20 protein-coding genes and 3 riboswitches are annotated in these 18,887 nt (G+C 45.2%); of the genes, 12 read left to right on the forward strand and 8 right to left on the reverse strand.

The window, feature by feature from the left end:
- The first annotated feature begins 58 nt into the window (after nt 1-58).
- The 4 genes from purU to JQX68_RS07515 all read left to right on the forward strand — a co-directional run bounded on the left by purU (nt 59) and on the right by JQX68_RS07515 (nt 4,221).
- Entirely contained in the window at nt 59-961 is a 903-nt protein-coding gene (purU, locus tag JQX68_RS07500; RefSeq protein WP_014663695.1) for a formyltetrahydrofolate deformylase, read from the forward strand.
- 350 nt (nt 962-1,311) lie between these two features.
- Nucleotides 1,312-2,409 carry a glutamate 5-kinase gene (proB, locus tag JQX68_RS07505; protein ID WP_014663696.1) on the forward strand — a complete coding sequence of 366 codons (1,098 nt, stop codon included), beginning with the start codon at nt 1,312-1,314 and terminating at the stop codon, nt 2,407-2,409.
- 11 nt (nt 2,410-2,420) lie between these two features.
- Nucleotides 2,421-3,668, forward strand: coding sequence for a glutamate-5-semialdehyde dehydrogenase (gene proA / locus JQX68_RS07510; RefSeq protein WP_014663697.1), 1,248 nt, complete (start codon nt 2,421-2,423; stop codon nt 3,666-3,668).
- Nucleotides 3,669-3,795: 127 nt separating this feature from the next.
- Nucleotides 3,796-4,221: an organic hydroperoxide resistance protein gene (locus JQX68_RS07515; protein ID WP_134975618.1), complete on the forward strand. Its 426-nt coding sequence runs from the start codon at nt 3,796-3,798 to the stop codon at nt 4,219-4,221.
- 40 nt (nt 4,222-4,261) lie between these two features.
- Here the strand turns inward: JQX68_RS07515 and ohrR are convergent, their stop codons facing one another.
- A complete protein-coding gene (ohrR, locus tag JQX68_RS07520; RefSeq protein ID WP_040083337.1) occupies nt 4,262-4,696 on the reverse strand; it encodes an organic hydroperoxide resistance transcriptional regulator OhrR in 435 nt (144 codons plus the stop codon).
- 142 nt (nt 4,697-4,838) lie between these two features.
- Here ohrR and ohrB point away from each other — a divergent pair, with 142 nt between their 5' ends.
- On the forward strand, nt 4,839-5,249 hold the full coding sequence (gene ohrB, locus JQX68_RS07525; RefSeq protein ID WP_014663700.1) for an organic hydroperoxide resistance protein OhrB: 411 nt from the start codon (nt 4,839-4,841) through the stop codon (nt 5,247-5,249).
- A 319-nt stretch (nt 5,250-5,568) separates the two neighbouring features.
- Here the strand turns inward: ohrB and guaD are convergent, their stop codons facing one another.
- The 3 genes from guaD to isp form a co-directional block, all read right to left on the reverse strand.
- Nucleotides 5,569-6,039: a guanine deaminase gene (guaD, locus tag JQX68_RS07530; protein WP_069149472.1), complete on the reverse strand. Its 471-nt coding sequence runs from the start codon at nt 6,037-6,039 to the stop codon at nt 5,569-5,571.
- A 173-nt stretch (nt 6,040-6,212) separates the two neighbouring features.
- Nucleotides 6,213-8,501 carry a 5-methyltetrahydropteroyltriglutamate--homocysteine S-methyltransferase gene (metE, locus tag JQX68_RS07535; RefSeq protein WP_040083335.1) on the reverse strand — a complete coding sequence of 763 codons (2,289 nt, stop codon included), beginning with the start codon at nt 8,499-8,501 and terminating at the stop codon, nt 6,213-6,215.
- 127 nt (nt 8,502-8,628) lie between these two features.
- Nucleotides 8,629-8,784, reverse strand: a riboswitch (SAM riboswitch).
- 131 nt (nt 8,785-8,915) lie between these two features.
- Entirely contained in the window at nt 8,916-9,875 is a 960-nt protein-coding gene (isp, locus tag JQX68_RS07540; protein WP_014479598.1) for a serine protease Isp, read from the reverse strand.
- Nucleotides 9,876-10,097: 222 nt separating this feature from the next.
- Between isp and rsbRB the strand changes: the two genes are divergently transcribed.
- Complete coding sequence (rsbRB, locus tag JQX68_RS07545) at nt 10,098-10,931, forward strand: RsbT co-antagonist RsbRB (RefSeq protein WP_003232560.1); 834 nt, start codon at nt 10,098-10,100, stop codon at nt 10,929-10,931.
- 30 nt (nt 10,932-10,961) lie between these two features.
- Here rsbRB and thiX read toward each other — a convergent pair whose 3' ends face one another.
- From thiX to thiU, 4 genes are read right to left on the reverse strand one after another with little or no spacing between them, the layout of a single operon-like run.
- Nucleotides 10,962-11,726, reverse strand: coding sequence for an HMP/thiamine ABC transporter permease ThiX (gene thiX, locus JQX68_RS07550; RefSeq protein WP_014663709.1), 765 nt, complete (start codon nt 11,724-11,726; stop codon nt 10,962-10,964).
- Nucleotides 11,701-13,344: an ABC transporter ATP-binding protein gene (locus tag JQX68_RS07555; RefSeq protein WP_147771814.1), complete on the reverse strand. Its 1,644-nt coding sequence runs from the start codon at nt 13,342-13,344 to the stop codon at nt 11,701-11,703. Before JQX68_RS07555 ends, thiX begins: the two co-directional genes overlap by 26 nt.
- On the reverse strand, nt 13,331-13,930 hold the full coding sequence (locus JQX68_RS07560) for an ECF transporter S component (RefSeq protein WP_147771815.1): 600 nt from the start codon (nt 13,928-13,930) through the stop codon (nt 13,331-13,333). The genes JQX68_RS07555 and JQX68_RS07560 overlap by 14 nt, the downstream gene beginning before the upstream one ends.
- A 1-nt stretch (nt 13,931) precedes the next feature.
- Nucleotides 13,932-14,534, reverse strand: coding sequence for an HMP/thiamine ABC transporter substrate-binding protein ThiU (gene thiU, locus JQX68_RS07565; protein WP_069149475.1), 603 nt, complete (start codon nt 14,532-14,534; stop codon nt 13,932-13,934).
- Between the two features lie 97 nt (nt 14,535-14,631).
- Nucleotides 14,632-14,744, reverse strand: a riboswitch (TPP riboswitch).
- A 101-nt stretch (nt 14,745-14,845) separates the two neighbouring features.
- On the opposite strand from thiU, the gene ykoG reads away from it, so the two are divergent.
- From ykoG to JQX68_RS21860, 6 genes are all read left to right on the forward strand, one after another.
- Nucleotides 14,846-15,532 (forward strand): two-component system response regulator YkoG, encoded by a 687-nt coding sequence (ykoG, locus tag JQX68_RS07570; RefSeq protein ID WP_147771816.1) that lies wholly within the window; start codon nt 14,846-14,848, stop codon nt 15,530-15,532.
- 3 nt (nt 15,533-15,535) lie between these two features.
- Nucleotides 15,536-16,900, forward strand: coding sequence for a two-component system sensor histidine kinase YkoH (gene ykoH / locus JQX68_RS07575; protein WP_147771817.1), 1,365 nt, complete (start codon nt 15,536-15,538; stop codon nt 16,898-16,900).
- Nucleotides 16,897-17,577, forward strand: coding sequence for a PepSY domain-containing protein (locus tag JQX68_RS07580; RefSeq protein ID WP_147771818.1), 681 nt, complete (start codon nt 16,897-16,899; stop codon nt 17,575-17,577). The genes ykoH and JQX68_RS07580 overlap by 4 nt, the downstream gene beginning before the upstream one ends.
- A gap of 91 nt (nt 17,578-17,668) precedes the next feature.
- A complete protein-coding gene (locus tag JQX68_RS07585) occupies nt 17,669-18,181 on the forward strand; it encodes a PepSY domain-containing protein (protein WP_040083328.1) in 513 nt (170 codons plus the stop codon).
- 80 nt (nt 18,182-18,261) lie between these two features.
- A complete protein-coding gene (locus tag JQX68_RS07590) occupies nt 18,262-18,399 on the forward strand; it encodes a transcriptional regulator SplA domain-containing protein (RefSeq protein ID WP_052438166.1) in 138 nt (45 codons plus the stop codon).
- A 107-nt stretch (nt 18,400-18,506) separates the two neighbouring features.
- Nucleotides 18,507-18,672, forward strand: a riboswitch (M-box (ykoK) riboswitch).
- 90 nt (nt 18,673-18,762) lie between these two features.
- The gene (locus tag JQX68_RS21860) at nt 18,763-18,885 is read left to right on the forward strand and encodes a hypothetical protein (RefSeq protein WP_041521309.1); all 123 of its coding nucleotides are present in this window, start codon (nt 18,763-18,765) and stop codon (nt 18,883-18,885) included.
- Nucleotides 18,886-18,887: the final 2 nt, after the last annotated feature.

Consider the following 18,887-nt stretch of genomic DNA (forward strand, 5'->3'; position numbering starts at 1 on the left):
CAAATCTTCAGTATAATGGATAAATAGTTTAGACTTACAAAGATAAGAGGGATTATTCATGAAATCATATATGACTCAGCGGATGGACGATTACCGTGACGGAAATGAGGATAAAGGACGCCTTTTGGTCAGCTGTCCCGATCAGCCGGGGATCGTCTCCGCGGTTTCCGCGTTTTTATTTGAACACGGCGCTAATATTATAGAATCAAATCAATATACGACAGATCCTGAAGGCGGGCGGTTCTTTCTGAGAATCGAATTCGACTGTGCGGGCATTCGTGAGAAAAAAGAATCCCTTCAAGCGGCGTTTGCCTCTGTTGCGGAAAAATTCGACATGACTTGGAGTTTAACATTGGCAAGCGAGCTGAAGCGCGTCGCCATCTTTGTTTCAAAGGAGCTTCACTGCCTGCATGAGCTGATTTGGGAATGGCAAACCGGCAACCTTATGGCTGAGATCGCTGTTGTCATCAGTAACCATGAGGAAGCGAGAGAGCTGGTTGAGCGCCTGAACATTCCATTCCACTATATGAAAGCGAACAAAGACATCAGAGCGGAAGTCGAAAAAAAGCAGCTTGAACTGCTGGAGCAGTACGATATTGATGTGATTGTGCTCGCACGCTATATGCAGATTCTAACTCCTGATTTTGTTTCGGCTCATCCGAATCGCATCATCAATATCCACCATTCATTCCTGCCTGCTTTTATCGGTGCGAATCCGTACAAACGGGCCTACGAGCGCGGCGTGAAACTGATCGGTGCGACATCTCACTATGTGACAAACGATCTTGATGAAGGGCCGATCATTGAACAGGATATTGAGCGAGTAGACCACCGCGATAATGCGGAAGCGTTGAAAAACATCGGAAGAACAATTGAGCGCAGCGTGCTTGCCCGTGCTGTGAAATGGCATTTGGAAGACCGCGTCATTGTTCATGAAAATAAAACAATCGTCTTTAACTAGACCGCAAAATGCCCGCGCAATGCGGGCTATTTTTGATCACAAAAAACCTTGACAAGTGTCTCTTTTCTTTGCATAATATAAAAAAATCATTGAGCGTTGAAGAGGATTAGTAAGCAGACCTTTCTGTGACAGAGAGCAAAATGACCCGCTGAAACATTTTGCCGCATGAAACCTGCCGAACCTGCCTTGGAGTCTTAGGGGGAAAACCTAGGCGCATAACCTGGCGTTACAGGAGAGCGGAGCGTGCACAAGCGCGTTCAATCAAGGTGGTACCACGGAAACCCATTTCGTCCTTATGAATCAGGATGAAATGGGTTTTTTTATTGTAGAAGAGCCGCGGAGGAGAATAAATGAAAAAACAAAGAATAGTAGTGAAAATAGGAAGCAGTTCGCTCACGAATAGCAAAGGGAGCATTGATGAGGCAAAAATCAGAGAGCATGTTCAGGCCATTTCCGTGTTGAAAAAAGCGGGGCATGAAATGATCCTGATTACCTCGGGAGCCGTAGCGGCGGGGTTTTCAAGCCTCGGTTATCCGTCCCGCCCCGTTACCATCAAAGGAAAACAGGCGGCAGCCGCGGTCGGACAAACACTGTTAATGCAGCAATATATGAATCAATTTAAACAATACTCATTGACTCCGGGACAAATCCTTTTAACGAGAAATGATTTTTCGAAAAGAGAACGGTATCGAAACGCGTATGCTACGATAATGGAATTATTAGAACGGGGCGTCATTCCGATTATCAACGAGAACGATTCCACATCTGTTGAAGAATTGACTTTCGGAGATAATGATATGCTTTCTGCATTAGTCAGCGGATTGATTCACGCAGACCAGCTTATGATTCTCACCGACATCAACGGACTGTATGATGCCAATCCGAATGAAAATCCTGAGGCGAAACGATTTGATTATTTGCCGGAGATCACGCCTGAAATGCTTGGATATGCAGGTTCAGCCGGATCAAAGGTCGGCACCGGCGGAATGAAATCAAAACTGTTAGCCGCACAAACCGCGCTGTCTCTGGGAGTGAAAGTGTTCATTGGAACAGGCAGCGGGGCGCAAAAACTTGCGGACATTTTGGACGGGAGGGGAGACGGCACTTATATCGGAGACAAAGAACTGTCTTCGGTTAACAACACGAGGCAGTGGATTCAGTTCCACTCTCCGATATCTGGAGAAATCATCATTGATGCGGGTGCCGAAGAGGCGATGATCCATAACGGAAGCAGTCTGCTGCCCGCTGGCGTTGTGGGCGTTAACGGAAGTTTTCCGAAAGGGGCGGTTGTGGAAGTCAGGGGGCCGGGCGGCGTGATCGGCAAAGGCCAAACTCATTACTCCTCCGAGGAGATTATGGAGGCCAAAGGCAAACGAAGTGACGAACTTGATTTTGAGAAAACGTTTGAGGTTATTCATAGGAATGACTGGGTCAATGTAAAAGACTAGGAGGCGGAAAAATGAGTGAAGTTTCTGTAAAAGCGAAGCAGGCGAAAGAAGCAGCAGCCGAAATGATCATGAAAACAACAGTCGAGAAGGATGAGGCGCTCAGTCTCATTGCAAACGGACTCCGTAAAGAACTGGATTTTCTCTTGGCGGAGAATGCAAAAGACATTGAGAACGGAAAAGAGAATGGTTTAACACCGGACATCATTGACCGTCTCACGCTGGATGAGAAACGTATACGCGATATCGCGGACGCGGTGGAGCTCTTAATCGACTTAGCGGACCCGGTCGGCGACTCTCTTGAAACGATTGAAAAAGAAAACGGCCTGTTTATTGAAAAAATCCGTGTGCCGCTCGGTGTCGTAGGAATGATTTATGAGGCGAGGCCAAACGTCACAGTTGATGCGGCTACCCTTTGCCTGAAGACAGGGAACGCGGTTGTTCTGCGGGGGAGCTCCTCAGCCATCCACAGCAACAAAGCGCTTGTCAGTGTCATTCACAGAGCACTTGAGCAATCAGCGCTTCCGATTCACGCTGTGCAGCTGATTGAAGATACGAGCAGAGAGACAGCAAAAGAGCTCTTTACGTTAAATGATGGCTTAGACGTATTGATTCCGCGCGGAGGCAAGAAACTGATTGATCTCGTTGTAAGAGAATCAACAGTTCCTGTATTAGAAACGGGAGCGGGAAACTGCCATATATTCATCGACGAAACGGCTAAACCGCAAATGGCAGAAAAAGTTGTCGTAAATGCCAAAACGCAGCGCCCTTCCGTATGCAACGCGATTGAATCATTGCTGATTCACAAGGCATGGGCAAGACAGCACGGGAAAGAATTGCTGGCCCAGCTGGAAAACGCGGGAGTTGAAATTCGCGGTGATGAACTTGTATGTGAACTTCACCCTTCAAGCAAACAAGCATCAAAAGAAGATTGGGAAACTGAATTTTTAGCGCCTGTCCTCAGCGTAAAGACGGTTGAGAACGTCCAAGAAGCTGTGAAGCATATCCAACAATACGGCACCAATCATTCTGAAGCGATATTAACTGAAAATGACAAAAACGCGGCTTATTTTCAAACGGCTGTCGATGCTGCCGCTGTCTATCATAACGCGTCAACCCGTTTTACTGATGGCTTTGAATTCGGCTACGGAGCCGAAATCGGCATCAGCACGCAAAAGCTTCATGCAAGAGGGCCAATGGGGCTTCCTGCACTGACTTCTACTAAATACATCATAAAAGGAACTGGGCAAATCCGCGAATAGCGGGGAAATATTTGATACAGAAGCTTATCTCGTTACGGGATAAGCTTTTTTGTGCGGCAAAAAATTGACATCGCAAAATAGATTGTGTAAAATTTAGTTGTACAAAACTTATTAGGGGGATAAAAAAATGAGTCAGCCATTATTTACAGCAACTGTTTCAGCGGTAGGAGGAAGAGAAGGAAAGGTCATTTCAACAGACCGCGTTCTTGAGCTTGATGTCGCAATGCCGGGAACACCAAGAGCAAAGAAATTAGAAAAAGCGACAAATCCAGAGCAGCTCTTTGCAGCGGGTTATGCAGCTTGCTTTGACAGTGCATTGCAGCTTGTCGCAAGAACAGAACGGGTAAAAGTAGAGACAGAGGTTACAGCGAATGTCAGCCTGTTAAAGGATGAAGCGGACCAGGGCTATAAGCTGGGTGTGACGCTGCAGGTAAAAGGAGAAGGAGTCAGTGCATCAGAATTGGAGGCGCTTGTGAAAAAAGCGCACGGCGTCTGCCCGTATTCAAAAGCAACCTCCGGAAATATTGAAGTGACGCTTGAAGTTGTTGAATAAATAAAAAGAGGATGCCCCGCACAGGGCATCCTCAATTTTTTTAATGAAGTGTTTCCAACAATGTATATAGAGCGGACTTTAACTGTTTGAGATCCTCTCCAGATAGCTTTGAGAGCCCTAGAATCGTCTCTGGAATGTCAACCGCTTTTTCTTTTAATAACGCTCCGTCCTCTGTCAGGCTGACCAACACGGATCGCTCATCCTCTTCAGATCTTTTTCTCATAATCAAACCCTGTTGTTCCATTCGTTTAAGCATTGGAGTAAGTGTCCCTGAATCTAAATACAGCAGCTCGCCCATTTTTTTGACAGTAAGGGTTTCATGTTCCCATAACAAAAGCAAAGCCAAATATTGAGGGTATGTTACATTCAGCTTATCAAGCAGCGGCTTGTATTGCTTTGTCATTTCCCGCGAACTCGCATATAGCAAAAAACAAAGCTGATTCTCCAATTTCATATGATCAAATTTATTTTCCATTTTGTTCACCAACTCTTTTTGTCATTCGATTCTATTGTATCTGAAAAACTTCACTTTTCCTATTCTCGGCAAACATAGCATGTTTAAAAAGATCAGAAAGGGAAATATAACAACTAGATATAAATAAGGAGGCTGAATACAAATGGCATTATTTACAGCAAAAGTAACCGCGCGAGGCGGACGGGCAGGACATATTAAGTCAGATGACGGTGTTCTTGATTTTGATATTGTGATGCCAAACGCGAAAAAAGAAGGACAAACCGGCACCAATCCGGAACAGCTCTTTGCGGCAGGGTATGCTGCATGCTTCGGCGGCGCGCTCGAACATGTGGCCAAAGAGCAAAATATCGAAATTGATTCGGAGATTGAAGGGCAGGTCAGCCTCATGAAGGATGAGAGCGACGGCGGCTTTAAAATCGGTGTCACACTTGTTGTGAACACGAAAGATTTAGACCGGGAAAAGGCACAAGAGCTTGTCAACGCCGCTCATGAATTCTGCCCTTACTCCAAGGCAACCAGAGGAAATGTTGATGTGAAACTAGAATTAAAATAATAACCGGCATCCTGAGACCCTCAGGATGTTTTTTGTGTGGAAGCAAACATAGCGGGTGTGATCTTTTCGAGGTCTGAAACATGTCTTATAAATGGATTTAGACTTATACATGATGAATTGATGCGGAATGGAATAGGGGTGGGGCACAAATTATTGATAAAACGTCAGAGAAGCGGTCACAGCGTTTGAATAAGTTACAGGTGAAGCGGGCAGCTGGTGCGGTGTCTGCCGTGCTGAATTGGCGTATATGACTGCTGTTTTGGGTCATAGCGGCTACTTGAAGAAATAACACGAATCAGGCCGTACATGCCTGATTCTCTTAATATTCTTTCTTATCGGCTAAATTCCGCCATGCTTGAAACGGGGATAAATGCTCTGTCAGAGTCACTTGATAAAAGGGAATTGTTCTTTCTTCAGCGGGTTTATCAATTTCTTCATAAATGAATGAATCATCAAACCCGGCTTCGGCAGCGTCTGTATGCTCCGCTGCATAGAAAACGGCTTTCGGCCGGGCCCAGTAGATGGCGCCCAAGCACATTGGGCATGGTTCACAGCTCGTATACAAAATGCAGTCATCAAGCTGGTATGCCCCTAACACCTTACAGGCGTTCCGAATAGCTGTAACTTCAGCGTGGGCAGTCGGATCATTGTTTGTTGTGACGTTGTTCTGGCCCTCTGCAATAATGGCTCCGTCTTTCACGATAACAGCTCCAAAAGGCCCGCCGATACCTGCATTCACCCCTTCACATGCGAGAGTGACAGCCCGTTTTAAGAACGTTTCATGATTCATCCCAATCCCTCCTGTCAATAGAGTGTTATTAGTATAGCCGAAAAGAATGCAAAGAACATTCTTAAAAAAGTGCAAAATAAACAAAGTATTTGGGGGATTTGCTAAAATGAGAAACCGATTGTGGCTGTATTATAGAAAAAACCACCTGCTAAATGCAGATGGTTTTTTAAAAATTATACTAGCTGTGTCTGCTGTGCTCTCGCCTGTTTTGCGGCTTCAACCATGTTTTTCAATGCGGCAACCGTTTCTTCCTGCTGTCTTGTTTTCAATCCGCAGTCCGGATTTACCCAGAAGCGGTCAGTCGGACAGACGGCAAGCGCCTCAACAATAATGTTGTACATTTCTTCAGTTGACGGCACACGAGGGCTGTGAATGTCATATACACCAAGGCCAAGCCCTTTCAAATACGGGTGGTCTTTTAAGTAATCTAAAAATCCTCCGTGGCTTCTGCTATGTTCGATTGTAATCACATCGGCATCAAGATCATTGATCGTATCAACGATATCTTCGAAGTTGCTGTAGCACATATGTGTATGAATCTGCGTCTCGTTTTTCACGGAAGAAGTGGTTAATCTGAATGCTTCTGCCGCCCAAGTCAAATACTCATCCCAATCGCGGGTTTTCAATGGAAGGCCTTCACGCAGCGCTGGTTCATCGACCTGAATGATTTGGATGCCTGCGTCTTCAAGCGCTTTAACTTCTTTGCGAAGCGCAAGCCCGATTTGGAAGGCGATTTCTTTTCTCGAAATGTCGTTTCGAGGGAAAGACCAGTTTAAGATTGTAACAGGTCCCGTCAGCATTCCTTTCACATGCTTGGAAGTCAATGACTGTGCATAGACTGTGTCTTTCACTGTCATCGGTTCAATAAATTCAACATCTCCGTAAATGACTGGCGGGCGTACACAGCGTGATCCGTATGATTGAACCCAAGCGTATTTAGTGAAGGCGAAACCGGCCAGCTTTTCACCGAAGTATTCGACCATGTCTGTCCGTTCAAATTCGCCGTGAACAAGGACATCAAGCTCCAATTCTTCCTGAATATCAATCCATCTTTTTGTTTCCGCATTGATAAAGTTTTGATACTGTTCATCGGACCACTCAGCTTTCCGCCATTTTTGGCGTGCGCTCCGCACTTCAGCAGACTGCGGGAAGCTGCCGATCGTTGTCGTCGGCAAAAGCGGAAGGCCGAGAGATTCATTTTGCAGGGCTAAACGTTCTTCAAACGGAAGCGGACGCTTGAAGTCTTTATCAGTTAATTGCTCAAGCTCTTTCTTTTGTTCAGAATTGGCGCCTGTTGCAAACTGTTTAAGCGCCTGGATATCAGCCTTAGCCTGCTGAATCTCTTCGCTGATCGCCGCTTTTCCTGATACTAATCCCTCTTTCAAAGCTGTCAGCTCGGCCAGCTTTTCTTTTGCGTAGGATAATCCGTTCAATAGATCTGTTTCCAAGTGCTCATCGGGGTGTTTCGCTACTGGAACATGCAGCAGGCTGCTTGAAGGCTGAATCCACAGTTCATCAACTTTTGCAACGCTGAGAATATCAAGAACGGCATCGAGACGCTCTTCAAGATCTGCTTTCCAAATATTGCGTCCGTCGATAACGCCGGCTGCCAGCACTTTGTCTGTCGGAAAGCCATGTGTTTTAAGCAGTTCCAGGTTTCTCCCTTTATCGTGAACGAAATCAAGGCCAATTCCCTGAACTGGGTAAGAGATCAGCTCTTCATAAGCATCGACAGAATCAAAATACGTCTGCAAAAGCACATTCAAGGATGAAAGATCACTTGTAATGCTTTCAAATAATTCTTTTGCGCCGCGGACATCTTCGCTAGAAGCGGTAACGAGCGCCGGCTCATCAATTTGAACCCATTTTACGCCGTCTTCTTCAAGTTCTTTCAAAAGCTGTACATATAATGGCACAAGACGTTTTTGGATCGCTTTTGCTTCAGACGGTTCATAGCCTTTAGCAAGCGTAACAAATGTATAAGGGCCGACAATCACAGGCTTTGTTTCAACACCGTATGCCTCTTTGATGCGGCGATAATCTTCGAGCTGTTTATTTCTTGTCAGACGGAATTCAATGCTCTCGTCATATTCCGGAACGATGTAATGGTAATTTGTATTAAACCATTTTGTCATTTCACTAGATACAGCGTCTTTGATTCCGCGGGCGATGGCGAAGTATGTATCGGTAGCGTCAGTCAAATGCCTGAACCGTTTCGGAATCCAGTTGAAGCTGACGGCTGTGTCGAGTACATGGTCATACTGTGTGAAATCAGAAACAGGCACAACATCAATCTGCTGGTCAATTTGTGTTTTTACTGCGGATAAAAATAGTTCGTCAATTTGCTTCAAAAACGTATCTTTATCAGTACTGCCTTTCCAATACGCTTCAAGTGCTTTTTTCCATTCTCGGTTTAGTCCGATTCTGGGAAATCCTAAATTCGATGTTTTGATAGTTGTCATTGTTTCTCCTCCTTTATATGTAAAACACTCTCGTTAACCCGCGGATACAGGCTGCTAAGAGGTTTTCTCACAACAAAAAGCCTCTTTCCCATGAGAGAAAGAGGCTTTTCTACGTAAAACACTGCCTCTCTCATCTCTCAGATTCAATCTGATGGAATTAGCACCGTGCCTTATGAGACATCAGTCTCGGCGCGAAAAGCAGTGCGCCCCATTTCACAATGGTATTACGGTCGGTTGCTGTTGGGGTCAAAAGGCCAATCCCTCGCCCAACTCTCGATAAGAGAAAATGTTATTAATTTTTCGAAAAGTTGAATCATTTGTTGGTAATCTTAACAGTAATTCAAATTCATTGTCAACATAGAATTTGAAATTTTATTTACATGATTTGGGGCTTATTATATAAGAAAAATAATTTTATAGGGTCAACAAATGTGATTGCTCTGCTTTTTCTGCGAGCTCATCAGGAGCTGTTAAATACAGGAATCCATTGCCTGCCAGCGTTTTTGCAATATCAAGAGGAAGTGTCCTGCGGATTAGCTGTGCGAAAACTTCAGATTCTGAAAGCTTTCTTTGAAATGATTCTTCTTCATAGCTTTTGATTAAAGCAAGCGCACCGCTGACATGAGGGGCAGCCATTGAAGTGCCGGTAAGCTTACCGTACTTCTTGTTGGGAAGAGTGGATAAGATGTTTTCTCCTGGTGCCACAAGGTCAATCTCTTTATTCGCGTTAGAAAATTCTGATAATTCTCGCGCTACAGAAACAGATCCAACTGCAATCACTTCATTATAAGCCGCAGGGTAGGAAAGCTCTTCTGTGCGTTCGTCGCCGTCACCCTCATTTCCCGCTGCACACACGACAAGCACTCCGTTTTTAACCGCGTTTTTTACGGCTTCTTCCAGCTCCGGCACATCACTTGGTCCGCCAAGGGACATTGAGATGATATCGACTTTCTGTTCCACCGCGTAGTTAATGCCGTTGATGATCCATTCGTATTGTCCGCTGCCGTTCTCGCCGCCAAGAACCTTCACAATCAATAGGCTTGCCTCAGGCGCGACTCCGGCAATGCCTCCGTTTGAATCATTAGCTGCGATCGTTCCGGCGACGTGTGTGCCGTGTCCGTTGTAGTCGGAAATCGCATCTTCCTTGCCGCCATCGTCATCCGTAAAGTTCTTCCCGCCGATGATTTGATTTTTTAAATCAGGGTGGCTCGTGTCGCAGCCCGTGTCCAATACAGCAACTTTAATATTTTTGCCTTTTACCCCTTTTGCCCACATTTCTGGCGCCTTAATCACTTTAATACCCTCAGGAAGCTCGTTTACATCCATGATCTGCTCATTCGTCACATACGGGATCAAGCGGATTTCACCATTCATAAAAAAGCCCTCCTTTTTTATGCTTTCAAGTGGATTCAAGGGTGTTGCCTCATATTATATGAAAAAAACAACCGATCGGACAGAGCCATTTGAAGCATTTTGAAAAAATAGGATACACACCAAAGAATTAGTAATTTTCAAAATATTGGATGGCTTCAGCGTGTATGACTGGGATTTAGCTGGCAGTCAAGTTATAATGGTGTTGGGGAAAGGAGCAGTGTGATGAAACTGAATGAAAAATTATATGCGTTTTTTTCAGAACATGTGGAGCAAATGGCCGAGGAATGGATAGAAACGATGGAGGAAAGTGATCCGAATTCGCTTTACGCCTTACATAATGCAACAGTAACGGAAGAATTGAAAGAGCAGGACAGAGAATTTTACCGGCATCTGAATTACATGTATGTTTTACCGGAAAAACAATTTCTCGAAGAATTTCAAGAGTGGGTCATTGAGCTGACGAATGATCAAAAGCATCTCGACACACCGGTTCAGTATGTCATTCGAGAGTTTATGAGAAACCGGAGATTATATACGAAGTATTTTGAGAAGTTCGCAGAAGAAAATGAGTCAGCATTTGAACCGGGAGAGAAGCAAAAATGGGCTGATTTGATTGTAAAAGTATTTGATTTCACCATTTATACATTCGTTGATCACGCTGAAATGAATGCTAAGCAGCAATTAAACGCCCAGAGAGAAATGATATTGGAATTAAGCTCACCCGTCATTACCCTTAGCAAATCAACAGCTCTGCTGCCGCTTGTCGGTGACATCGATACCGAACGGGCCAAGTTTATTCTGGAAAACACGCTTCAGGCTTGTGCAAAAAGACGCGTGGAGCATCTGTTAATCGATCTGTCAGGTGTTGTGGTAGTGGATACGATGGTGGCGCACCAGATTTTTAAATTGATTGAGGCGCTTAATCTGATCGGTGTCCGGTCAACCCTGTCAGGAATCAGGCCTGAGATTGCGCAAACCGCTGTACAGCTGGGAATTGATTTTTCAAATATCACCATTAAAACCAATCTTGCCCAAGCATTAAACTATCATCAATAAAAAAATCCGCTATCTCAGATAGCGGATTTTTTATGATGCGAAACATAAAGATACGAGAAAAGATCCCGCGAATAATAAGAGAACGAGGCAAAAGAACACCCAGTCGCGCCGGTTCACGGACAGCATCCTGTAATATGTCCGGTTTCTGCTTCCTGTAAAACCTTTCGATTCCATCGCAAGCGCTGTCCGTTCTGCTTTTCTGATGGCGCTTGCCAATAGCGGTATGGTATATCGTTTTAACCCGCTGATTTTATTTATGAAGCCGCTCTCCGCCGCACCTCCTCTGATTTTATGAGCCTGCTGGATCAGCTGGACCTCATCCTTTAACAGCGGAAGAAAGCGAAAGCCTGCAATGACACCGTACGCGAGCTTTGGTGAGAGCCTGCACTGCTGGACAAGGCTCAGCATAAATAAAATCGGATCGGTCGTAAAAACAAACATCATGGATAAGGCGGAAAAGCACAAAATACGAAAGCCCAATGAGATGCCGACAGACACATTATCGCTGTTAATGGAGATAGGGCCTGCTTGAAACAAAAAATTATCCGGTGTTGTCGGCACCTTGCCGAAAACGGCGGCTGTCCATACGCATCCGAATGCTAAAATCAAAAACGGAATCGTAAACAACAACCATTTTTTCAATGGGATTCCGGCCGCCAATAGAACACCCGCAACGATGATGATATAAAAACACGCCGGAGTGTAAGGGTTGTAAATAAACGACAGCATGACGACACAACAAAAAACCGCCGCCGCTTTTACAGTTGGATTAATGAGATGTAACGGCTGCTTCATCGCGCACCCCCTCTTGATATGCCATCCATTCATATAGAAGGGGAAGGGTGAGCTTTGCTTTTTGGGCAAGCCCTGTTTCTTGAGAAAACAACTGCACTGGAGATCCATCAAAGGCCAAGCCTGTATTGTGAAGCACAAGCACGCTGTCAGCATACGAAGAGACTAGCTCCATATCGTGTGTAATCATGAGGACAGCGGTTCCCTCTGCCTTAATACGCTGAATCATTTCCATACATTCAGCCGCCGTGCGGGCGTCCTGTCCAAAGGTTGGTTCGTCTAATAATAAAACCTTTACGTCATGCATGAGCATGGTAGCAACGCTCAGTCGCCGTTTTTGCCCTTGGCTGACCGCAAACGGATGATGATCAGCCAAATGGGCAAGATCGAAACGATTCAGCAGGTGTTGCGCTTTTTTCTCAGTTTCAGCATTTACCTTCTGGCCGAACAGCAGCTCATCATACACCGTATCGGTGACGAATTGGTGTTCAGGGTTTTGAAAAACAAATCCCATTCGTTTACGGAATTCTTTTTCTTTATATTGCTGCAGCGGCTGATCATAGAGAAGGATTTTGCCGCTTTGCGGTTTCATAAGACGGGCCAGAACAGATAAGAGCGTCGATTTTCCAGTGCCGTTCGGGCCGACAAGCGCTGTCAAAGAGCCTTCGCGCAATGAAAAGCTGATGTCTTCGAAAATCGTTTGTTGTCCTCTCGCGAACGAAAGGCTGCGGACTTCGAGCACACTCTTTCTAGAAGGAGTTTCTTTCTTTTCAGCACGCCCGGCAGGAAAGGGCTCTTTGAACAGCGTTTCTTTTGATAAAGTAAACGGCATACTCAGCTTTTCCTGCAGATGGCAGACCTTTGGAATTGCGATGCCCAATTTCTTTAGTGTCTCCGCTTCGTGCTGAAATAGATCTTTCGTCAGGCCATCCAGCGCTTTTTGGCCTGATTTATCGAGCACGATCGTCCTCTCAATCCAAGGCGCCCATTCATCAAGCCGATGCTCAATGACGAGGAGGCTGAAACCTTTTTCCCGCTGAAGATCTTTCATCAGATGAACGAATTCCCGCGCTGAGAAAGGGTCTAAAAGAGAAGTCGGCTCATCTAAAATAATAAGCTCAGGCTCCATCGCCAAAATACAGGCGAGAGCCACTTTCTGCTTTTGTCCTCCTGAAAGGGTGGATATCGTTTTTTCTTTTAAATGGGTAATACGTAATTTTTCTAATACGGCATTGATTTTCTCTGTCATTTCTTCTTTTGGAATCTGCAGATTTTCCAGCCCGAAAGCGATTTCGTCCTCCACCGTCAGCATGCAGAACTGCTGATCAGGATCCTGAAAAACGACCCCGGCATGCTGAGCAATCGTTTCGGTGGTTTCAGCGTTTGTGACCGGCTTTTGAAATAGAAAGACATGTCCGGACTGAATGCCGTCGCAAGCTTCCGGATATAGACCGTTTAAACAAAGGGCGAGCGAGCTTTTACCGCACCCGCTGGGGCCTAGCAATAAAACACATTCTCCTTTTTGAAGCTCAAACGAAATATTTTGAAAAACCGGTTTTTCGTCTTCTTCATAAGAGAAGCTGAGCTGGTCAACTGTCAGAAGCTCGTCAAAGGCTTGCATGTTCTGACGCCCGCTTCCGTTTCTTTTTCAGTTCCTTTCCGAGTGCCATTCCGTTTAACACACCTGTATAAGCGAGAGAGTCGCTGACGGCTTTTCCGAGAAGCCCCGCCAAGAGCGCGCCGGAAATGAGACGGATCACAAGCATAATGAGCAGATAACCTGATGAATAGGCTGCATAGCCAGAAACAAAGAGATCGTAGATAAAGCTGGCTACTGAAGATCCCATTCCGGCCAGCATAAGGACAGGGAGAGGGTATGCTTTCCAGCGTGTTGCAAGGAATACAGCTTCAGCCCCGAGTCCTTGAACAATGCCGATGACGATGACCATCGGGCCAGACGGATTTCCCAGCAGGCACTCAACGAGAGCGGCAATGATTTCAGAAACGAGCGCCGCACCCGGTTTTCGAATGATGTATGCGGCGATGACCGAAACGATAAACCAAATGCCGTAAATCGGTTCATAGGCAATTGGCCCAAACATACCTGCAAGCACGTTTCCGAAATGTGTAAATAATAAATAAACAACGGCAAATACGATACTGATAACGGACATGATGACAATTTCTTTTACTTTCCAGCTTTTCATGTTATCCCTGCTTTCTGTTTTTTCTTGATGGGCTGTTAGCCGAAAGATTCACAGTCATGGTGATGTGGTTTGTTTGCTGCTCAGCCATGCGGAAAACGGCTTCCAATGTTCTGAATACGTCATGGGCATCCCCGTCAAGCTCGCTCGCGTAATGGACACCCTGTACAAAAGTACCTTGGGCTTTTGCGATGTCGACAGCCTTCATAATCAATCCCATATAATCCGGCTCATTCATTGGATAAAGCGCAAATTGGCACGGCGCTTCCGCGTTCAAGCCTCGGACAGCATCTTCATTGGCACGCTTATTGTCTTTGGAAAGATATGTATCTCCCTGAGTGTCGCCCGGGCACCCAATGGAAAACGTGCCGTTCATGACGATGTGTGTCTCGCTGTTTGCTGCATAAAGGTAAATGGCTTTTGCGGCATCGAATACATGATCAATCGATCCGCGTAACACCGTGCTGATATGGTCGGTTTTCGTCCAAACCTTGGACGTATCTGTTTTTTTCAGCGCAGACTTGATCACACTGATAAAATCATCCGTCATCGGATATAAAGAGAAGCGAAAACCGGCGATTCTGCTTGTACCGCACATATGCTCCATTTCTAAAAGCCTCCTGTTTTTTGGATAAAATAAAAAACTGCATATCCTAAGGGAATATGCAGTCATAGATCGATTAAGCGCACAAAAAAATACACCATTCGGTCAACCTGCACTTCCCCACGCTGGTATTATCCAGATCGGGTCATAAGGGATCAAAACGCGATTCTCCCGCGTTTTATCTCAGCCAAAACAGCACCCCTAGTGCTTTCCGTATACAATTTTTTATTTTGACATCATAATAGATGATAAGAATCATTTTGTAAACAACGAAATCATTTTTTTCATATAGGGACAGGAGAGGATGATCACATTTGGACAAAGGACACATATTAATTGTGGAAGATGAAGAAAAAATCGCCAGGGTTCTGCAGCTTGAATTGGAATATGAAGGATACGGCGTGACCATTAAACACAATGGAACAGAAGGCCTGAATGCGGTCGCGGAAGGCGGGTATTCCTTGGTGCTTCTTGATGTCATGCTGCCGGGGCTTAGCGGACTGGAAGTGCTGCGCCGCTTGAGAAAAACGGATCAACAGACACCGGTCATTTTATTAACGGCGCGAGACAGCATTCCTGATAAGGTAACAGGTCTGGATATCGGTGCGAATGACTATGTCACCAAGCCGTTTGAAATCGAGGAATTACTTGCGAGAATCAGGGCGGCGCTGCGCCAAAATGGAACAAAAACGGAAGAAATCGGCACCTTTCTTACATATGACGATTTACGGGTGAACGAAAAAACCCGTGAAGTGAGACGCGGAGACAAAGAGGTGGAATTAACGCCGCGGGAATTTGATTTGCTCGTCTACATGCTAAAGCATCCGCAGCAAGTGCTGACACGGGAGCAAATTCTAAGCGCGGTATGGGGATTTGATTATATCGGTGATACAAATGTCGTAGACGTCTACATAAGATACATCAGAAAAAAACTGGACTATCCTTACGAAAAACAGCTGATCCATACGATTCGCGGGGTCGGCTATGCCATTAAGGGGTAAACGATGAAGCTGAAGACCAAGATTCATCTGTACACATCAATATCACTGTTGATTTTATTAATTTTGGTTCATACCGCAGTATATTTCATTTTTTCGTCTGCGCTGACATCAAAGGATGCGGCCCGGCTTGCTGATGAGACGGATAACATGGCCGAAGCGCTGCATGCTGCTGAAACAGAAGGAGTGGCTTTGCAGGACATGCTGCAGGCCTACCTGCCGGCAAATGGCATGGTGCGTGTAGTGAACGGTGAGCAAAAAGCCGTCATGACGATCACAAAAGAAAAAGCGTATAAAGATTATCCTCTCTCTTTTCACAGCGGGGAAACGGCAGATGTGAGGAAACATGACGGCAAGCTGTTTGCTGAGGCTGCTGTTCCGGTGATTTGGACCGATGGACAAGTGGTTTCTCTTCAGGTGGTGGAAAGGCTGGAGAACACAGAAGAGAGTCTGTTTCTGTTGAAAATCATCTTAATCGCTGCAAGTGCCGCTGTCTGCATCGCTTCTTTTTTTGCCGGCAGCTTGCTCGCCCGCCGTATTATCAATCCGATCAGACGATTAATGATGACCATGAAAGACATACAGCGAGAGAAAGCATTCAAAACGATTTCTTTAGAAGGACAGTCGCACGATGAATTGTATCAAATGGGGCTGACATTTAATGAGATGGCGATGATGCTGAAAGAGCACTACGATAAACAGCAGCAATTCGTTCAAGATGCTTCACACGAATTAAAAACTCCGCTCACCATTATAGAAAGTTACAGCAGCCTGATGAAGCGATGGGGGGCAAAAAAGCCGGAAGTGCTTGAGGAATCGATAGAAGCCATTCACTCAGAAGCGGTGCATATGAAGAAACTGGCCAATCAGCTTTTGGCGCTGGCCAAAAGCCATCAAGGACTCGAGGTTGATCTGAAAACAATCGATTTGATTGAAGTGTCGCGCGCCGTCACGCAAACGCTCCAGCCTGTCTATCAGCGCGACATTTTACTCGAAACAGATAAAGAGAGCCTGCCTGTAACAGCTGATGAAGAACGCATCAAGCAGCTGCTGACCATTTTGCTCGATAATGCCATAAAGTATAGTGAAAAAGCCATTGTGATATCAGCCGGAACGAAGGATGGACAGCCGTTTCTGTCAGTAAGGGATGAAGGTATCGGGATACCTGAGGAACATATCCCGCATTTGTTCGAACGGTTCTACCGGGCAGATGAGGCACGGAACAGAAAAACCGGCGGAACGGGTTTAGGCCTTTCCATTGCCAAGCAAATCGCCGATGAGCATGGCATTGAGCTGTCTGTCAAAAGCAAGCCGGGACAAGGAACAGCTGTCACCATGCAATTCAGCGAACAGAATGGGGGAGGCCGATGAACAAACCAATAAAAGCAGTATCTTTTGCTGCAGCAGCAGTTTTAGCCGTTACCATCTGTACGTTTCTCATCATTCGGCAAACCCACGAGGACGTACTGTCAAAGGAGGCTGTCATAAAAAAAGTCGAAGCCTCTTATGAAGGCAAGGTCACGAAATCAACACAGTCAAAGGATAAAAAAACATATGAGATGACCCTTGAAAATCCCAAGGGAACTTATTTTATAAAAGCTGACGCAACATCAGCTGACATTCTTTCAATGAATAGAGTAAAAGCGATGAATCCATCTGTTATGACAGAAAAAGAAGCCGAGCATCTCGCGCTTAAGCGGGTGCCGGGTACGGTCAAAAAACGAACACACAAGAATCGCGTTGCCACATATATCATTCAAAAAGAAGGCGGAAAAACATACGAAGTGAAGGTAGATATGCAGGCAAAAACAGTCTTGTCTGCCGATCAAATCAGCAATAAAGATCAACAAAAAACACCGATTACGAAAAAAGAAGCCAAAATAATTGCAGAGCGAGAAACGGGCGGGACAGCGGATGACGCAGATCTCGAAGAAAGTGAGGGCACTCTCATCTTTGAAGTGGATGTTGATCTTCCTGATGATAAAGAAGCGACAGTGAAGATCAATGCCTACACAGGAAAGGTAGCTAACATTGTCTATGAAGACTAAAGGTTTCTCATCAAATTCTCATCTTGCTCTCGTTTTCCTTTCATGTTGAGTGTGTAAACTGTACGCATACAAAACAAAGGAGGACTCACAAATGCTCAAGAAAAGATGGATGGTCGGGCTTTTAGCAGGGTGCCTAGCGGCTGGAGGATTCAGCTACAACGCGTTTGCCAAAGAAAACAATGGAAACAGTCAGCCTTCTTCTAAGGCGGGTGCGCTCACTGAACAACAAGCAGAATCAATTGCTAAAAAAGTTGTTGATGGCAACGTAGAAGACATTGACAGAGAGCTTTACAATGGCAAAGAAGTCTATGAAGTGGAGATTGAAAAAGAAGGTGAAGACTACGACGTTTATGTAGATATTCATACAAAACAAGCGCTTAATGACCCGTTAAAGGAGAAAGCAGAACAAGTTGCCATAACAAAAGAAGAAGCGGAAGAAATTGCTTTAAGGCGAACAGATGGAACCGTAACAGAAAGTAAGCTGAACGAAGATGACGGTGCTTACATCTATGAAATTGAAATCCAAACGAAACAAGGAACTGAGACAGAATTTGAAATTTCCGCAAAGGATGGCCGCATGATCAAAACTGAGATAGACGACTAATCAAACCCCCGCTGCAGCGGGGGTTTTTCATGATAAGAAACCTTCTTTTGGACAATCTAAGTGAAAAGGAGGCGAAACGCATGGAAAAGAAAGAGGAGCAATACATCAATCAAGCTGAATATGTCCCTCATCCAACGAAGGATGGAGAGTATGCTTTATTTCTTCATGAAACGTATCATTTGCTTTCTGAAGATGACGAGACACAAACAACAGAATAAGGGCTTAGGCCCTTGTTTTGTTCCGTAATTGTGATGTAAGCGCATTTATTACTTTTTTGAGTTGACACAGCTTGTTTTTTTCTGTAATCTCAGTGTGTCAATTCAATTAGGAACTTCGTTAGGTGAGGCTCCTGTATGGAGATACGCTGCTGCCCAAAAATGTCCAAAGACGCCAATGGGTCAACAGAAATCATCGACATAAGGTGATTTTTAATGCAGCTGGATGATTGTCCTATGCCATACAGTGCTAAAGCTCTACGATTGAAGGCGCCCGCACGCTTTTTTGCCGTGCTTCTTTCACCTTCAATCCTGAAGGCTTTTTTTATGCCTTTAAAACGAACCCAATCAAAGGAGGTGCGGAGTATGGATTCTCCCCATTCGAGTCAATCTGAAGAAGTACCCATATACTATGACAACAAGGCAATTGATTACACGATGAGGAGACGAACTGCCGCACCTTCTGGCGAGGCCGGCACGTCTCCGTAGAG

It is taken from the genome of Bacillus sp. LJBS06, from assembly GCF_016924995.1.
GTDB classification, from domain to species: domain Bacteria; phylum Bacillota; class Bacilli; order Bacillales; family Bacillaceae; genus Bacillus; species Bacillus stercoris.

Excerpts from the sequence above, each read along its gene's own strand:
- purU (WP_014663695.1), top strand. The coding sequence starts at position 59 with ATGAAATCATATATGACTCAGCGGATGGACGATTACCGTGACGGAAAT.
- proB (WP_014663696.1), top strand. The coding sequence starts at position 1,312 with ATGAAAAAACAAAGAATAGTAGTGAAAATAGGAAGCAGTTCGCTCACG.
- proA (WP_014663697.1), top strand. The coding sequence starts at position 2,421 with ATGAGTGAAGTTTCTGTAAAAGCGAAGCAGGCGAAAGAAGCAGCAGCC.
- JQX68_RS07515 (WP_134975618.1), top strand. The coding sequence starts at position 3,796 with ATGAGTCAGCCATTATTTACAGCAACTGTTTCAGCGGTAGGAGGAAGA.
- ohrR (WP_040083337.1), bottom strand. The coding sequence starts at position 4,696 with ATGGAAAATAAATTTGATCATATGAAATTGGAGAATCAGCTTTGTTTT.
- ohrB (WP_014663700.1), top strand. The coding sequence starts at position 4,839 with ATGGCATTATTTACAGCAAAAGTAACCGCGCGAGGCGGACGGGCAGGA.
- guaD (WP_069149472.1), bottom strand. The coding sequence starts at position 6,039 with ATGAATCATGAAACGTTCTTAAAACGGGCTGTCACTCTCGCATGTGAA.
- metE (WP_040083335.1), bottom strand. The coding sequence starts at position 8,501 with ATGACAACTATCAAAACATCGAATTTAGGATTTCCCAGAATCGGACTA.
- isp (WP_014479598.1), bottom strand. The coding sequence starts at position 9,875 with ATGAATGGTGAAATCCGCTTGATCCCGTATGTGACGAATGAGCAGATC.
- rsbRB (WP_003232560.1), top strand. The coding sequence starts at position 10,098 with ATGAAACTGAATGAAAAATTATATGCGTTTTTTTCAGAACATGTGGAG.
- thiX (WP_014663709.1), bottom strand. The coding sequence starts at position 11,726 with ATGAAGCAGCCGTTACATCTCATTAATCCAACTGTAAAAGCGGCGGCG.
- JQX68_RS07555 (WP_147771814.1), bottom strand. The coding sequence starts at position 13,344 with ATGCAAGCCTTTGACGAGCTTCTGACAGTTGACCAGCTCAGCTTCTCT.
- JQX68_RS07560 (WP_147771815.1), bottom strand. The coding sequence starts at position 13,930 with ATGAAAAGCTGGAAAGTAAAAGAAATTGTCATCATGTCCGTTATCAGT.
- thiU (WP_069149475.1), bottom strand. The coding sequence starts at position 14,534 with ATGGAGCATATGTGCGGTACAAGCAGAATCGCCGGTTTTCGCTTCTCT.
- ykoH (WP_147771817.1), top strand. The coding sequence starts at position 15,536 with ATGAAGCTGAAGACCAAGATTCATCTGTACACATCAATATCACTGTTG.
- JQX68_RS07580 (WP_147771818.1), top strand. The coding sequence starts at position 16,897 with ATGAACAAACCAATAAAAGCAGTATCTTTTGCTGCAGCAGCAGTTTTA.
- JQX68_RS07585 (WP_040083328.1), top strand. The coding sequence starts at position 17,669 with ATGCTCAAGAAAAGATGGATGGTCGGGCTTTTAGCAGGGTGCCTAGCG.
- JQX68_RS07590 (WP_052438166.1), top strand. The coding sequence starts at position 18,262 with ATGGAAAAGAAAGAGGAGCAATACATCAATCAAGCTGAATATGTCCCT.
- JQX68_RS21860 (WP_041521309.1), top strand. The coding sequence starts at position 18,763 with ATGGATTCTCCCCATTCGAGTCAATCTGAAGAAGTACCCATATACTAT.